This is a genomic window from Butyrivibrio sp. INlla16, assembly GCF_900104155.1.
Lineage (GTDB): Bacteria > Bacillota > Clostridia > Lachnospirales > Lachnospiraceae > Butyrivibrio.
The window spans coordinates 17,014-32,924 of the sequence record NZ_FMYB01000015.1 but is presented as its reverse complement, the minus strand read 5'-3'; the positions used below and the strand labels follow the sequence as shown (position 1 = coordinate 32,924).

The following is a 15,911-nucleotide window of genomic DNA, read 5'->3' as shown; positions in this document are numbered from 1 at the left end:
ATGTAAAAGCTTTGAGGGGGAATTGAATATGGCTGAACACGGAGAAGTTCGTTCTAAGGCTTCTGTTCAGAAGGAAGATGACAATGTCATGGTCAAGGTTGCGACCTTTATCGTAGACAGACGTAACCTTTTCTTTTTGATATTCGGAATAGTTCTGATTTTCTGTGCTATCGCGTCGGGGATGGTCAAGGTCGAGAATGCGCTCTCGGCTTATCTTCCCGACTCTTTTGAGACCAGTATCGGTCTTGATCTCATGGAAAAAGAGTTTACAACCTACGGATCTGCCAAGATTATGGTGTCTAATATTGTCTATGAGGACGCTGAAAAACTGGCAGAGGATATTCGTGCCCGCGGTGACGTCTCGATGCTTCAGTTTGACGAGACTCCGGATCATTACAACAATTTTTCCGCGCTCTTTGACGTTACTTTCAAGTACGAAGAGAAGGATGAAAGGGCGCTTCAGGGACTCGAAGAGATTAAAGAAATGCTCTCTTCCTACGATATTTTCGTGTCGACCACAATGGGCAATGCCTCTGCGGAGACTATCGCCAAGGAGATGAAAACCGTAAGTGCTCTGGTTGTGGTTATTGTGCTTGTGGTGCTGGTCCTTACTTCACAGACTTATGCTGAGATACCGGTTCTCCTTCTTACCTTCGGAGCTGCGGCTGTAATGTCAGCCGGTACCAATTTCATTCTGGGTACAATTTCTTTTGTATCCGATTCCGTTACAATCGTACTTCAGCTTGCGCTTTCAATCGATTATGCGGTTATTTTCTGTAACAGATATAAAGAGGAGCATGAAAATCTGCCTATCAGAGAGGCGGATATTATAGCCCTCAGTAAAGCAATTCCTGAGATTTCCTCCAGTTCCCTAACCACCATAGGCGGTCTTGTTGCCATGATGTTCATGCAGTTCGGCATAGGTCGCGACATGGCAATATGTCTTATCAAGGCTATTGTTCTTAGCCTTGTTGCAGTTTTCCTTCTTATGCCCGGTCTTATCATGATCTTCGGATCACTTATGGATAAAACAAGGCACAAGAGCTTTGTTCCCAAGATTCCTTTCGTGGGAAAATTTGATTTCTTTACAAGATTTATAGTGCCGCCGATTTTCCTGGTGCTTATCATAGGGGCATTTATCGTTCAGAATAAATGCCCGTTTGTCTATGGTTATTCCAAGGTTGAAACTCCGATTAAAAATGAAACACAGATAGCGAGCGAGCTCATAAGCGAGACCTTCGGGGATTCAAATATGGTTGCAGTCGTGGTTCCCGCGGGCAACTATGACAAGGAAAAGAGACTGATTCAGACCTACCTTAAGTGCGATGAGGTAAAGTCCGCGCAGGGACTTGCCAACATCGAGGCGATGGGCGGTTACTGCCTTGCCGATAAGCTGACAGTGAGAGAGTTTTCCGAACTTCTTGAGCTTGACTATGAGGTGGCAGAGCTTCTTTACATGGCCTATGCGGTAAACGACAAGAATTATGCAAAGCTTGTGAACGGACTATCAACCTACAGAGTTCCTCTCATTGATATGATCATGTTCCTCCACGATGAGGTGGATGAGGGATATGTAACGCTGGATGAGAGCATGCAGGAAAAGCTTGATGATGCTTATGAGCAGATGAATATCGTCAAAAAACAGCTGCAGGGTGAAAATTACAGCAGAATTCTTGTGTACTTAAATCTCCCCCAGGAGGGCGAGGAAACTTTTAATTTCCTTAATTCGATGCACACCATGGCGAACAATTTTTATGAGGGTCAAATTCTGGTAATAGGTGAAGCCACCAGCCAATTTGACCTTCAGAAGACCTTCTCCGTGGATAATACTGTGGTTACCGTTATTTCAATTCTGGCCGTGCTGGTAGTTCTTCTGTTTACCTTTAAGTCAGCGGGTATGCCGGTGCTCCTTATCCTGGTAATCGAGGGAGCTATCTGGATCAACTTTGCGTTCCCGACCATTGAAAACAACAATATTTTCTTCATGACCTACCTGATTGTCAGCTCAATTCAGATGGGTGCAAATATCGACTATGCGATCGTTATTTCCGGAAGATTTATGGAACTCAAGGATAAGATGTCCCATAAGGATGCGATAATTGAGACTATGAACTTCGCGTTCCCGACAATTATTACTTCGGGATCAATGCTTGCGCTTGCAGGCTTTGCAATCGGACAGCTGACTTCCGACGGCGCTATATGCGGTATCGGGCAGTGTCTCGGACGAGGAACTGTCATATCCATTATTTTGGTAATGTTCGTACTGCCTCAGATACTTCTCATAGGAGCAAGTATTATAGACAAAACTTCATTCGCCGTTACGCTGCCTCTTACCATGGAGCGCGATACCGGCCTTATGCGAGTTGACGGCATAATAGAGGGACAGATCAACGGAACGGTTATAGGTGAGATGCATGCAGTTGTAAGAGGCGATGTGAGAGCCTTCATCCAGAGTGGTAATCTTGAGAGACTTGATGCGACCAGGATTACCGCGGAGGACCTCGAAAAGCTTCTTGAGGGCAGAGACGCAGTGAATGAGGAGGAGAACGCATGAAAAAGAAAAAATCCGGACTCATCCTGAAAAAACTGTCTGCATCTGTACTGGCGTTTGCTGTTTTTGCAGGCACATCGCACATAGATGTTAGTGCAATAAATGAACTTGAAAATGAGCTGATAGAGGGACTTCGAAACAGGGTTAAAAGTGAAGCCACTACTTCCATGCTCGAAAAGAGCGAGAAGGAAAGCAGCGATGAGCTTGCCGATGAGGAGGCATATCAGATAAGGCTTCGCCAAGGCTCTGAAGTCACATCCGGAGATGCGGCTGCCGGTGAAGATGAACCGGTGGAAATTGTTTATAAGAGTATTTCCATTGAAAGTCTTGAGGATTTCCTTGAGTTTTCAAAGAATTGTAAGAGCGATGCATGGTCTCTTGATAAGACAGTCAGCCTTAAGACAGATATTGATCTTACCGGCTCCGATTTTGAGATGATCCCGTTTTTTAACGGAATCTTCAATGGCGAAGGTCATGAGATAAAAGGATACAGTAATGCCGAAGATCCCTATATCACGGGAGTTTTCAGATATATAGGAATAAACGGCATAGTGCAGAATCTTAATGTATCCGGTGAAGTCAGGATGAAGGACGAACTGAAATTTACCGGCGGAATCTGCGGAATGAATCTCGGCATTATCAAAAACTGCACTTACAACGGAATTCTGGAGGGCAATAATACAGTTGGCGCAATAGCAGCCATCAATGAAAACACCGGCCTTATAAGCGGGTGTACAAATGATGCTCATGTATCGGGGTATTACTACACAGGAGGAATCACCGGCAAAAATTACGGAATAGTATCGGAATCCGTCAATAACGGAAGTATAAATGATAACGCTGAGTGGGTTGTAAAGGATGATGAGAAGGGCGAGAGTATAATCCAGTCCATTTCCTCAGACAGCAGTGATGAGACGAAAATTCGCTCAGGTATTGATACCGGAGGAATTGCCGGCTACTCAAAAGGAAATATCGCAAGGTGTAAGAATAAAGGAAACATCGGCTATGAGCATGTTGGCTACAATGTAGGCGGAATTGTCGGAAGACAGATGGGCATCGTGTCCTACTGTGAAAACATGGGAATTATCTACGGAAGGAAGGATATAGGCGGAATCGTCGGTCAGATGGAACCCTACCTTGAGCCGGAGGATATCCAGACGCTTCCTGAAGCAGCTGATAAGCTTCACGACCTTGTTAATAAAACTCTCACGGATATGGACGGAGATGTGGATGTCATTTCCTCTGATGTCACTGATCTGACCGGCTACGCGAACGGAGTTGTGGATGACGGCCGCGCACTTACGGGAGAACTGACAACCTCTGTAAATGCCAATGTCCGTGTTGTTAATGCTGTAATTGAGCGCTTTGAATATGTTATGCAGAATATCCCCGGGGTACTTGATCATATGTCAAGTGCGTCGGATAAGATGTATTACTTTAATAATGCGCTAGCCAGAGCTATCGAGAACATCAACGTCGAGGGCGAGCTTTCGGATGAAGACAGAGATGCGATCGAGAGCAGTGAAAGAGATATCTATGACAAAATGGCCAACACTAACGAGAAGACTCAGAGGATGGAGAGTCTGTCGGAAGCCATTAACCGTTTAATGTATGAGACTGATGCGAACGGTAATTATGTCTATGATGAAAACGGAAACAGAAAGCTGAGGAAGCTGACAGCTGAAGAGCAGGCGCAGCTGAATGCTTATCTTGCCGAGCTTCAGCAGCTTGCATCCGAGACGGGAAGCAATGTGTCCGGAATGTTTGGCGGAGCTTCCACTATTCTTGAGACCTATAAACCCTACGCGAGCTCTGCTACGGACGCTGTTATCGGAGAAACCGAGAATGCGATTCATGCGCTGCAGGATGCGGAAGGCGAGCTTCGTGAAGCAACAAACTGCACCAGAAGTATTATTGATTATCTGAATTCTCAGGAAAAGCTGAGACTTTCGGGACTTGGAAGCGACTGGGATGCAAGCCTTGATTCACTGCATGCGAATCTGCGTGGAATATCGGGTTCTATAGAAAATATAAACCAGGATGGGAAGTCCACTTCCCACACGCTCAATGCCAACCTGGCAGCGGTAAACGATCAGGTTAACGAAATCTACCATATTCTGTCTGACAGACTGGATATCATCTATAACGATGATGCGTCTGTTTTTACTGATGTATCGGATGAAGATATACAGCAGGCGAGAACAGGCCGTGTTGACAGTTCCAAGAATAAGGGCACGGTCAAGGGAGACATTGATATAGGCGGAATTGCGGGCTCCATGGCAATTGACGAAGAGGATCCCGAGGAGAATGCAGCCGGCAATCTGAATATCGGAAGAGGAAGTAAATATACTCTTAAGAACATTATCTTCGAGTGCACGAATGATGCAACGGTTGAGTCAAAGAAGGACGGAGCGGGACTTATCGTCGGATACATGGCGCAGGGAATTGTGTCAAACTGCGAGGGTATCGGCTACGCCAGAAGTACGGAAGGAAGTTATACGGGCGGAATTGCAGGGCAGTCAATGTCCATTATTCGAGACTGTGATTCTCTATGCCTCCTTGAAGGCAATAAGTATGTGGGCGGAATAACCGGCTACGGAACGACCATAACGGGCTGTAATGCCATGGCGACATGGCACGAGGAACCGAGTGAAAGATTCGGTTCAATAGCAGGAATAGTTAATTCCGACTCCGAAACAAGGAAGGCAAAGCTTGATAATATCAGCGGCAATTATTTTGTCGAGAACAAGGTCGGTGGAATTGATGACATAAACTTTGAAGCTATTGCGCAGCCTGTGGAGTACAAGAAATTTTTGGAAAAGGACGGAATAGGTGATGCCTTCAGACATCTTAAGGTTATATTTGAGGTAGAAGGTATAAGAATCGGTGAGCAGGAGCTTGCTTATGGAGAGAGCCTTGCCAATCTTGAGTTCCCTGAGGAAGAGCTTAGGGAAGGTTACTATGTAAAATGGCCGGATGTATCCAATCTGGTCATGGAAGGAACCTATATTTTAACAGGTGAATATGTTGCCACAAACAAAGCAATCGAGAGTGAAGGAAAGGATGATGAATCCGGAAAGCCGATAGCGATTCTCGGCGGAAGCTACGGGGATGATGCTTATATCGATGCACAGGTTGTCGACGAGCCTTCATATAATACCGAGATGCCACTCACCGAGAGAGGAGCGGTGGTATATCGAATCAATGTTCATGAGGGTTCCTATATTCAATCTGCAGACAGGAAGATCAGACTTTACAGTCCTTACAAGAATCCTATAGTAAAGATTTATAAGGATGGAAAGTGGAAGGACACTTCCTCCAAAAAGATCGGAAGTTATGTCGAAGTGGACATGGACGGTGAGGAAGCTGTTTATGCTATAGTTGATACCAATACACTGATAAAGAAAATCCTGAAACTGGCGATAATCATTGTCCTGATAGTTCTGGCGGCCTTCATTTTCAATCTGATCATGAAGAGAATTGTCGGTAGGAAGGGTAAGGAGAAGAAAGAAAAAGAGGAGAAAAAGCCCGAGGTCAACAAGCTTCTGAAGGAAGAGGCCGATAACGTAGGAACTGCAGCATCTAAGAACAAAAGAAGAAAGAGCAGAAAAGGAAGAAATAGAAGAAGATAAGGAGAGCTGACATGAAAAAGTACAATTTTAAAAGGCTGTTTTTCATAATGACCGCGAATGTGCTGGCAATGTTCTCCATTGTCTTTGCAAACAATTTTCATGTAAGTGCAGCTTCTACGGTGATCACGCAGACGATGTATTCCACCGACAGCGTGACCATGCACTGGATCAAGGTTCCGGGAGCAAAGGAGTACTATCCGGCGATTGCTGAGAGTAAAAGTGAAGCTGAGGAGGCAGCAAAAAAGCATGGAGTGGTTCTTGGAGATACTGAAATCAGCTATACTTTTAAAAGTCTGAAACCCGGAACAATTTATTATGTTGCGTTAAGGTGTCTGTATACGGATTCCAAGGGGGATAAGGAAGAAACCGTAGGCACGGCGATAATGAAAACTATTCCCGGGAAGGTGACGGGGCTCACCCAGGCAAAATGGTATTCGAACAAGAAGACCGTATATGTCACCTGGGATAAGCAGACGGCTGCGACTTTCAAATATGTTTTCATGGACAGGTTCGGAAGGCGCATAAGAGAGGGAGTTTCCTTTAAGAATTCTTTCAGCAGAAGGATCGATAACAACAAGTGCTATTCGTTCAAGGTAAGGTCCGTGGCGCTTGTGGGCGGGAATACCTACGAGAGTGAATGGTCCGACAGGATATATCTCTTTGCACAGCCCATGATAAAGTCATATAATTATGGGAATGATTTTGCTGTCAAAATTGCGGGCGGATCACTTAATATCAAATGGGACCGCGTGAAATATGCCAATGAAGGTTATAATATCTATGTGTCGAAGAATCGCGACAAGGGATATACCCTGGTTGGGCATGCATCAAAAAAGAAGAGTCAGAAAACCATAAAAAGATTCAAGGGCATCAGATTTAAGAAATCAGGTACGTATTATATTTATGTTGAGGGGCTGAGACAGGGACCGACAGCCTTGAGCTCAACGGGTATAGGCTATGTGTGGGAATATAAAAACGGAAAAGTAAGACAGACCTATTACCACGGAAGTTACGAGTGATCTTTTGATGAATCGGCGGCAGTAATTATTTAGAAATCGGGGAGTGAAAATGTACGAAATCGGAAGCGAGTTCAATTTAGAAAAAACTACAGAGCGAAAGGATTTGACCTTTGAACTTTCAGAAGTTGCCGAAAAGGCGGGGCGCTATATAGAGTTTCTGCGATGCGGAAGGGATGCTATCGGCTTTGTGGCAGACGATATTATCGCCCGTTTTCAGGATGATGGCATAAATCCCAGGGAAGAAGGAGCGCTTACGGCGTTTTTGCCGGCACTTGCATGCGATTCGATGGTACTTCCTTTTGAAGTGCGCGGATTTAAGCTTGTGTATTACAAGGTTAAGGAAGGTCTCAGTATAGATGTGGAGGATCTTTTTTTCGAGCTTGAAAAGGAAAAGGGCGTAGGCTCTTTTAAGCCTGTCATTCTTATAATGAATTATTTCGGAGTGTCAGATACTGCGGATGCTGCGAAGAGCATCAGAGAGAGATGTAGTGATGCTGTGATAATTGAGGACGTCACGCATATTCTGTTTGATGATAAAGCCTATTTAACAAAGAATGCTATCCCGGATTATCAGGTGGGAAGCATACGCAAATGGCTTGGAGTTCCGGACGGAGCCTTTGCGGTAAGTAAAAGTGAATTTCTGATGGGGGCTCTTACCGGAGAGACAGATTTTACCGCGCTCAGGCTTGAGGCTCTCACTGAGAAGAGTGAATATCTTGAAAAAGGAGATCCGGAGCTTAAGGTGCATTTCAGAAAGCTTCTTTCAGACGCTGAGGACAGCCTTAGTGACGGACTTGATCCCTATCATATGTCGGATGTGAGCGCAGAGCTTTTAAGCGATCTTGATACCTACAGAATGAGCGACAGAAGAAGGGCTAATTACAGGAGCCTCTATAAACTGTTATCGGAGATGCCTCTTTGCGGGAAAGCATTCAGTCTTCTTCCGGAGATTCCGGAGGTTTATGAGGGAGAGTATAAATACACTCCGTTTATGCTTCCCATTGTGCTTGATATTGATTTTATGAGAAGGAGTGCTATCACAGAGGCAGGAAAAAATATAACCCGCGATGGTTTTGAGAGAATACTTGCGGAAAAAGGTGTCTATGCGCCGGTACTTTGGCCGATCCTCCCGGATGCGGCAAAAGCCTGCGAAAGCTCGGCTCATTTTTCGGATAACATGCTCACTTTCTGGATTGATCAGCGCTATAACCGTTTTGATATGGAGCAGATAGCAGCAGTACTTGGGGAGGAGCTCTCCAGGTTATGAGACTTAGCGTAATTGTGCCCGTTTACAATATGGCGGGAGAGGATAAATTGAAACATTGTCTGGATTCACTTGTGGGGCAGACCCTGCCTGACGGGGAGATTGAGATAATTGCGGTTGACGACTGCTCGGCGGATAATTCCCTTGAGCTGATGCAGGATTATGAGAAGCGCTATCCCGGAAGATTTGTGGCAATACACAGTCCGGTCAACCATCACCAGGGCGGAGCCAAGAACATAGGACTTGGAATTGCCAAGGGTGAGTGGCTTGGCTTTATCGATGCTGATGACTGGGTGGTTCCGGATTATTACGAGAGACTTCTTAAGAAAGCGGATGAAACCGGCGCAGACATGGTGGGCTGCGACTACAGCCTTGTGGATTGTTATACCTTCACTCCCGGTCAGATTGTTCACAACAATAATGCAGAGCAGACAGGTGTGATGGATGAGGAGAAGTATAAGAAGCTCCTTCTGGACACCGGCAGCCTGGTGGTGAAGATCTACAAAAGAAATATTGTTATGGGAGATACAAAGCCGGTTTCCGTTACCGAGAACGGAAGTACGCTGACAAAGGCCTACATTTTTCCCGAGGATATTTTCTACGAAGACAATGCTGTCAGCAATACCTGGATGCTTCGCGTAAAGCATTTTGAATATATTGAGGAGCCACTCTACTTCTATTTTCAGCATGACGCCTCAACTGTTCATACTGTCTCCAAAAAGAACCTTGAGGACAGAATGACGGCGGGCAGACAGATACTTGCTGAGGCTAGGGAGAACGGATATCTTGAGAAGTACAAACCCGAGATAGAATTTATGTACACGGTGCTGTTTTATGTAAACACACTGTTTTCAGCCATGCCGAAGGAACAGCACATCGAGGGGTGCTACGATTTTACTAAGAAGATGGGGCTAGAGATGAAGGAGGCTTTTCCTGGTTTTCAGAATAACCCCTATTATCTGGAGAGAATCCATGCAGAGGAAAAGAAGCTGATCGGAATGCAGATGAAGTCGCATCTGCTGTTTTATGCTTATTACAGGCTGTTGTGGTTTTACAGGAATTTGAGAAAGAAGAGATAAAAATTGCACGAGAGAATATATGTATGCCACACCTTTTATCATGTGTATGTGGCATGCCTTAAGGAATTTCATATATTACACCAGTTTTCGGGAGCTATAATCGGAGCTTCCAAAGCCGGCGCGGGAAGTGAGATGGCGGGACGCGCCACGCTTGTGCTCTCCAAGATGAGCAACAAGTTTGGAAGCATGGTGGACAGAGCCAGAGACTGCGGACTTTTTGAAGAGGTCATCGAGTACGACGAAAAAGTTGATACATTTTTCCCTGAGCTTGCACCGCTTCGCACCAATACCGGAAGTCTTCCGAAGAACATGATAAACAGAATAAAATTCTGTAAGAGATTTGCGCAGCTGCAGGAGAAGTATGTCCCTGTGGATTTTACAAAGTACAAGGACATCTATGTGTTCTGCGACTCCGATCCAATCGGCTATTATCTGAACTACAAGAAGATCAGATACCATGCTCTGGAGGACGGACTTAACTGCATAAAATACGGTGACCAGGCGCGCTACGACAACAACGGACATTTTAAGTTCAAGGCGTGGCTTGCTTCAACCGGACTCATCTTCATTCAAAACGGATGGGGCAGATACTGCATAGACATGGAGGTCAACGATATCTCTATACTCGACTACCCCTGTCCTAAATACATTGAAGTTCCGCGCGAGCCGCTGGTTCAGGAACTCACACAGTCCGATAAGGACCTTATGCTGAAGCTCTTTGTGGAGAACATGGATGAGCTCAAAAAGCAGCTTGAGGAAGGCGCGGACAAGCCGAGGGTATTGATATTATCGGAGCCTCTCTGCGACCTGGAAACAAGAGAAAGACTCTTTAAAGACCTGGTCAGAGATTACGGCACCGTTAACGGCAAGGAAGCCATAGTGATGATAAAACAACATCCCCGCGACTATCTTGACTACAAGACAAAGTTCCCGGAGGTAATCCTCCTTGCAGGCACCTTCCCTATGGAGATGTTAAACTTTATCGATGGCCTGAAATTTGATAAACTAGTATCTGTTTATACAGTTGTGGATTCAATTAAATTCGTCGACGAAAAACTTTTCCTCGGCGATGATTTCATGGACAAATACGAAGCCCCTGAGATCCATCGACTAAACGAACAGATAATTGATGACTAAATAGGAGAAACATGAAAAAAATTTATAACAAGATGATGGTCTTATTGGATGGCCGTCAGAAAAAGCAGATGGTGCTCATTGTACTGATGATGCTTTTGGGCGGTATTCTTGAGACACTTGGAATTGCAATGCTGATACCGGCTATGCAGACGATTTTAGAGAAGGATAATTTACCGGAACACAAAAATCTTTATGCTGCTTACAATTTCCTTGGATGTAGCAGCGTAGAGCAGTTTGCGATATTGATATTCCTGTCCATTATATTGATATTTATAGTTAAGAATATAGTGCTTTTTATCATAAATGTTATACAGCTTCGGTTTGTATATACAAATCAGTTTGCTACTTCAAGGCGAATGATGATCAACTTCATGCAAAGACCCTATGAGTATTATTTAAATGCTGATACATCAATAATTCAGAGAAATATAACCTCTGATGTTAACAATATGTATGGTCTTATTTTGAGTTGTCTTCAGCTTATTTCTGAAGTAATAGTGTTTACATGTCTTGTTATCATGTTGCTTATTAAGGATTTCAAGTTGACACTGTTTATTTCAGTATTACTTGTTACGGTTCTTTTGGTTATCAAATATATTATCAAGCCAATCATGGTTAAGGCCGGTCAGGATAACCAGGACTACTACAGCGGACTATTTAAGTGGATTGAAGAGTCTGTTATGGGAATCAAGGAAATAAAGATTGCCAACAAAGAGAATTATTTCATAAACGGCTATGCAGATTGTGGTGCCGGTTATGTGAATGCAGTTCAGAAGTACAATCTTTATAATTCAACGCCAAGACTTCTTATAGAGACTATCGGAATAGCCGGAATGATCGGATATATGCTGGTTATGATTGCGTACGGTAAGGATCTTAATGACATGGTGGGAACAATCACCGTTGTTGGTGCAGCTGCGGCAAGACTCCTTCCCAGTGCAAACAGAATCAACAACTACCTCACTTCGATAGCTTATTTTGAGCCGTTTTTCATGAACGTAAGTGATAACCTCCAGGAGGAGATCAACGACGGTTCTGTTTCCTATAAAGCTGAGGATTACAGGGTGATGAAGCAGGTTGAAAAGCTTCCTGTTCATAAGAGTATAGAGCTTAAAAACATCACCTACCACTATCCGAATTCCGAGGCTTACGTCCTTAAAAATGCGGACATGACAATTCCTGTAGGAAAGTCAATCGGTATTGTCGGAACTTCAGGTGCAGGTAAGACAACAATCGTTGATATCATGCTCGGACTTTTGAAAATTGAGACCGGTGAGATTTTGGCTGATGGCGTTGAGATAAGAGAACATTATCCGGAGTGGCTTAAGAATATAGGTTACATTCCGCAGACAATTTTCATGCTGGATTCAACCATAAGGAAGAATGTTGCTTTTGGTATTCCGGATGAGGATATAGATGATAACAAGGTCTGGGCAGCGCTTAAAGAGGCTCAGCTCGATGAATATGTCAGAGGCCTTCCCGACGGACTTGATACTACTATCGGTGAGAGAGGTATCAGACTTTCCGGCGGACAGAGACAGCGTATCGGTATCGCAAGAGCGCTCTTTGAGGATCCCGAGGTTCTTGTTCTCGATGAGGCGACCAGTGCGCTTGATAATGAGACCGAGGCTGCAATCATGGATTCCATAAACAGATTGCACGGAAAGAAGACTCTTGTAATAATCGCGCACAGACTTCAGACCATCGAGAAGTGCGACATGGTATACAGGGTTGATAGCCAGAAGGTAACACAACAGAGGTGAGGGTATGCTTACACTGAGTGCAGTCAGAGAAAAAATATTCAGACTTAAAAAATATCAGGAACCGCTCGAAAAGTGGGTTTTTCCTATAATTCTGCTCCTGTACCCTCTTATCGGAGTGGCGCAGGGGGTTGATATAACCGACACAACCTACAGCCTTGGGAATTACGAGTATACGGGAAACCTTGATCCCATGTGGATCATTGCGACATACATTCCCAATATGGTGGGCAGATTATTTATGGCGCTTCCCGGCGGAAAAACCATGCTGGGGATGAACATTTACTGCTCCTTTGTGATCAGTGCGACTGCAATCGTGGCGTATTATCTGCTTCAGCGATGGATGCCCGGCTGGATGATGTTCATCGGTGAAATAATCGCCATAAATCTTTGCTGGTGTCCCAGAGTAATTCTTTATAATTATCTGACATATTTTTGCTTCACCACAGGCACACTTCTTTTGATGCATGCCATGACCGATTATCAGGTCACAAAATGGAAATTTGTATTGGCCGGTTTCTTCTTTGGAATCTCCGTAATGGTGAGATTTCCCAATATTGTCGAAGCGGCCATGATACTTATCTTATGGTACTACGAGGGTATCCACAAAAATAGCTTCAAGGAAATTATGAGAAAAACCGGACTTTGCATTGCGGGATATTTGATAGGTTTTATCATTCCTTTTATTGCAATCAGTATTACCTACGGATTTGAAGCTTATCCCGAAATGATTTCCTCGCTGTTTTCAATGTCCGCCGAAGCAACGGATTATTCGGCAGGCGGAATGGCAGGAGCAATATTAGCGGCATGGTATACAAGCTTTAAGCATATGGTAATCATGATACCCTGCATGATCGTGGGCTCAATCATGTTTTTTATGAAGCCCGGAAGATTTTACTGGATTAAGAGAATATTATATATTGCCGGCATTTTTATGCTGCTCTATTACTACTATCAGGAGAGCGTATTTACCAGGAGTTATTTTTACTATGACTCAATGTTTGAACCGGCGATGATGTTCCTGATATGCGGTATCTGCTTCTTTGCTCTCGGTGTTACCAGGGTCCTTCGCGGACAGGCATCGGAGAGAAGCCTTTGCCTTGCGTGTCTTTTGATCATGATAATTACACCGCTTGGAAGCAATAACTATACCTACCCGCTTCTTAACAATCTCTTCATTGTTGCGCCATTTATCATGTGGATGTTCAGAAGAGTGAGACAGGCAGCAGGTGCAAAGGAACTGCACTTTACCTGGAAGGCTACGTATATGGCGATTCTTGTTCTGATATTTTTCCAGAGCACGATCTTTCATTATAAATACAGCTTTGTGGATGGGACTGACGGAACGGAGAGATCCGCCCTTATCGGGACGCAGGAGCTTCCCAAGGCAGCGGGTATGTATACGACACCTGAAAATGCTGACAGCCTTGCGGAGCTAAGTAGTCTATTAAGCAAAGAGGGGCTTAGGGATAAAAAGCTTTTACAGTTCGGAAATGCCCCGGGGCTTTCGTATCTCCTTGACATGGAGCCGGCCATTTTCAGTACATGGCCAAATCTTGATTCGAATACGATACAAAAATTTGAAGACGCTATTTCCGAATTTAAGGCGGGCGATAGTACGGAGCTTCCAGTGGTTATAGTAAACCCGAACTTTGAGGGAGAAGTCACGGCAGACAAAAAATACACCATGTTATTGGACTTCCTTGAAACCCTGAAGTATAATAAAATCTTTGAAAGTGACCGCTTTGAAGTTTATGCGGCGAGGTGAGTGAAAGTGGAGACAGATTTCTCCGCGAAGAAGCTATATTTAACGGAGGAATTATGAATAATTTATTGCAACAGATAATGAAGTTTGGACTGGTTGGAGTATTCTGCTTTTTTGTGGATTACTTCCTGTATCTTGGAGCAAACTTTGTATTTACCAAGACTGGTATTGCATCGGTTTTCCCGTATTACTATTTGATATCGGGACTTATCGGCTTTACAGTGTCGGTGGTTGTGAACTATATTCTGAGCTTTAAATTTGTCTTTGTTCGCAGAGACGACATGAGCAGGAAAAAGGAGTTTACGATTTTCCTTATCCTCAGCATTATCGGAATGGGACTTAATGAGCTCTGCCTTTACGTGGGTGTTGACCTTATCTACATGCACTGGAACTGGCTTCAGAGTATCATGAGCGAAAGCTTTGCAAAGAACCTGTTCTTCAAGTTCGGAGCAACAGGCATAGTAATGGTATATAACTTTATCACACGAAAGATTTTTCTTGAGCAAAAGGACAATTGATTCAGACAACTTTGAAACTGATCGGTGAGAGATTATGAGAATTAATTTTAACGTACCTCCCTATACCGGGAAGGAGATGGAATACATAAAGGAATGTGTGGAAAACCAGAAGATTTGCGGAGATGGTGAGTACACAAAAAAGGATAACGAGTGGTTTGAGAAAAAGACAGGTGTAAACAAGTGCCTTTTGACCACTTCATGTACCCATGCCACCGAGATGTCTGCGATTCTTGCGGGTATTAAGGAGGGGGATGAGGTGATAATGCCCTCCTACACCTTTGTTTCCACAGCAAACGCCTTTGTACTTCGTGGGGCGAAGGTGGTATTCGTCGACATCAGACCGGATACGATGAACATTGATGAAAATCTGATCGAGGCAGCGATAACGCCTAAGACCAGGGCGATTGTTCCCGTTCATTATGCGGGCGTTGGCTGCGAGATGGACACCATTATGGACATCGCTAAGCGTCATAACCTTTTTGTTATTGAGGATGCGGCGCAGGGCGTTTTGGCTACCTATAAGGGAAAAGCCCTTGGCGCGATAGGTGATTTTGGAAATTACAGCTTCCATGAGACCAAGAATTACAGTATGGGAGAGGGCGGAGCGCTTCTTCTTCGCGATGAGACTTTTGTAAACGATGCGATCATCATAAGGGAGAAGGGAACCAACAGAACACTTTACCAGCTTGGAAAGGTTGATAAATATACCTGGCTTCAGCCCGGTTCATCCTATCTTCCGAGTGATATGAATGCGGCATATCTCTATGCACAGCTTCAGATGGCAGATGAGATAAATGATGCGAGAATGGATCACTATAACAGATACATGGAGGCTTTTGCCGATCTCTCGGATGCCGGTAAAATAGAGCTTCCTTATGTTCCGGAGGAATGTAAGCACAACGCGCACATGTTCTATATAAAGTGCAAGGATTTCGAGGAGAGAGAGGGACTTATAAAGTACCTTAAGTCCAACGATATCCTTCCTGCTTCACATTATGTGCCGCTTCATACATCCACAGCCGGTCTTAAGTACAGCAGATTCCACGGCGAGGATAAGTATACAACCAAGGAAAGCTTAAGACTCCTTAGACTGCCGATGTACTATAGTCTTACAAACGATGATCTTGATGAAGTAGTAATGCGAGTAAAAGAGTATTACAAAGCTATATAATTGCAATGTAGAAAA

10 protein-coding genes are annotated in these 15,911 nt (G+C 44.2%); all 10 read left to right on the top strand.

Annotation, left to right across the window (positions count from 1 at the left end; genetic code table 11):
• The first annotated feature begins 28 nt into the window (after positions 1 to 28).
• From BLR42_RS08860 to rffA, 10 genes are read left to right on the top strand one after another with little or no spacing between them, the layout of a single operon-like run.
• A complete protein-coding gene (locus BLR42_RS08860; RefSeq protein ID WP_091868357.1) occupies positions 29 to 2,554 on the top strand; it encodes an MMPL family transporter in 2,526 nt (841 codons plus the stop codon).
• A complete protein-coding gene (locus BLR42_RS08855; RefSeq protein ID WP_091868355.1) occupies positions 2,551 to 6,183 on the top strand; it encodes a hypothetical protein in 3,633 nt (1,210 codons plus the stop codon). The genes BLR42_RS08860 and BLR42_RS08855 overlap by 4 nt, the downstream gene beginning before the upstream one ends.
• Before the next feature lie 11 nt (positions 6,184 to 6,194).
• Positions 6,195 to 7,202 carry a hypothetical protein gene (locus tag BLR42_RS08850; protein ID WP_091868353.1) on the top strand — a complete coding sequence of 336 codons (1,008 nt, stop codon included), beginning with the start codon at positions 6,195 to 6,197 and terminating at the stop codon, positions 7,200 to 7,202.
• Positions 7,203 to 7,251: 49 nt separating this feature from the next.
• Positions 7,252 to 8,469 (top strand): aspartate aminotransferase family protein, encoded by a 1,218-nt coding sequence (locus tag BLR42_RS08845; RefSeq protein ID WP_091868351.1) that lies wholly within the window; start codon positions 7,252 to 7,254, stop codon positions 8,467 to 8,469.
• Entirely contained in the window at positions 8,466 to 9,545 is a 1,080-nt protein-coding gene (locus tag BLR42_RS08840; RefSeq protein WP_091868349.1) for a glycosyltransferase family 2 protein, read from the top strand. Before BLR42_RS08845 ends, BLR42_RS08840 begins: the two co-directional genes overlap by 4 nt.
• 3 nt (positions 9,546 to 9,548) lie before the next feature.
• Positions 9,549 to 10,682: a glycosyltransferase family 52 gene (locus tag BLR42_RS08835; RefSeq protein ID WP_091868347.1), complete on the top strand. Its 1,134-nt coding sequence runs from the start codon at positions 9,549 to 9,551 to the stop codon at positions 10,680 to 10,682.
• 11 nt (positions 10,683 to 10,693) lie between these two features.
• The gene (locus BLR42_RS08830; RefSeq protein WP_091868345.1) at positions 10,694 to 12,445 is read left to right on the top strand and encodes an ABC transporter ATP-binding protein; all 1,752 of its coding nucleotides are present in this window, start codon (positions 10,694 to 10,696) and stop codon (positions 12,443 to 12,445) included.
• A 4-nt stretch (positions 12,446 to 12,449) separates the two neighbouring features.
• A complete protein-coding gene (locus BLR42_RS08825) occupies positions 12,450 to 14,210 on the top strand; it encodes a hypothetical protein (RefSeq protein WP_091868343.1) in 1,761 nt (586 codons plus the stop codon).
• 53 nt (positions 14,211 to 14,263) lie between these two features.
• Positions 14,264 to 14,725 (top strand): GtrA family protein, encoded by a 462-nt coding sequence (locus BLR42_RS08820; RefSeq protein ID WP_091868433.1) that lies wholly within the window; start codon positions 14,264 to 14,266, stop codon positions 14,723 to 14,725.
• Positions 14,726 to 14,759: 34 nt separating this feature from the next.
• A complete protein-coding gene (rffA, locus tag BLR42_RS08815; protein ID WP_091868342.1) occupies positions 14,760 to 15,896 on the top strand; it encodes a dTDP-4-amino-4,6-dideoxygalactose transaminase in 1,137 nt (378 codons plus the stop codon).
• Positions 15,897 to 15,911 lie beyond the last annotated feature (15 nt).

What these genes read in the sequence shown, in the direction of transcription:
- BLR42_RS08860 (WP_091868357.1), top strand. Translation starts at nt 29, where the DNA reads ATGGCTGAACACGGAGAAGTTCGTTCTAAGGCTTCTGTTCAGAAGGAA.
- BLR42_RS08855 (WP_091868355.1), top strand. Translation starts at nt 2,551, where the DNA reads ATGAAAAAGAAAAAATCCGGACTCATCCTGAAAAAACTGTCTGCATCT.
- BLR42_RS08850 (WP_091868353.1), top strand. Translation starts at nt 6,195, where the DNA reads ATGAAAAAGTACAATTTTAAAAGGCTGTTTTTCATAATGACCGCGAAT.
- BLR42_RS08845 (WP_091868351.1), top strand. Translation starts at nt 7,252, where the DNA reads ATGTACGAAATCGGAAGCGAGTTCAATTTAGAAAAAACTACAGAGCGA.
- BLR42_RS08840 (WP_091868349.1), top strand. Translation starts at nt 8,466, where the DNA reads ATGAGACTTAGCGTAATTGTGCCCGTTTACAATATGGCGGGAGAGGAT.
- BLR42_RS08830 (WP_091868345.1), top strand. Translation starts at nt 10,694, where the DNA reads ATGAAAAAAATTTATAACAAGATGATGGTCTTATTGGATGGCCGTCAG.
- BLR42_RS08825 (WP_091868343.1), top strand. Translation starts at nt 12,450, where the DNA reads ATGCTTACACTGAGTGCAGTCAGAGAAAAAATATTCAGACTTAAAAAA.
- BLR42_RS08820 (WP_091868433.1), top strand. Translation starts at nt 14,264, where the DNA reads ATGAATAATTTATTGCAACAGATAATGAAGTTTGGACTGGTTGGAGTA.
- rffA (WP_091868342.1), top strand. Translation starts at nt 14,760, where the DNA reads ATGAGAATTAATTTTAACGTACCTCCCTATACCGGGAAGGAGATGGAA.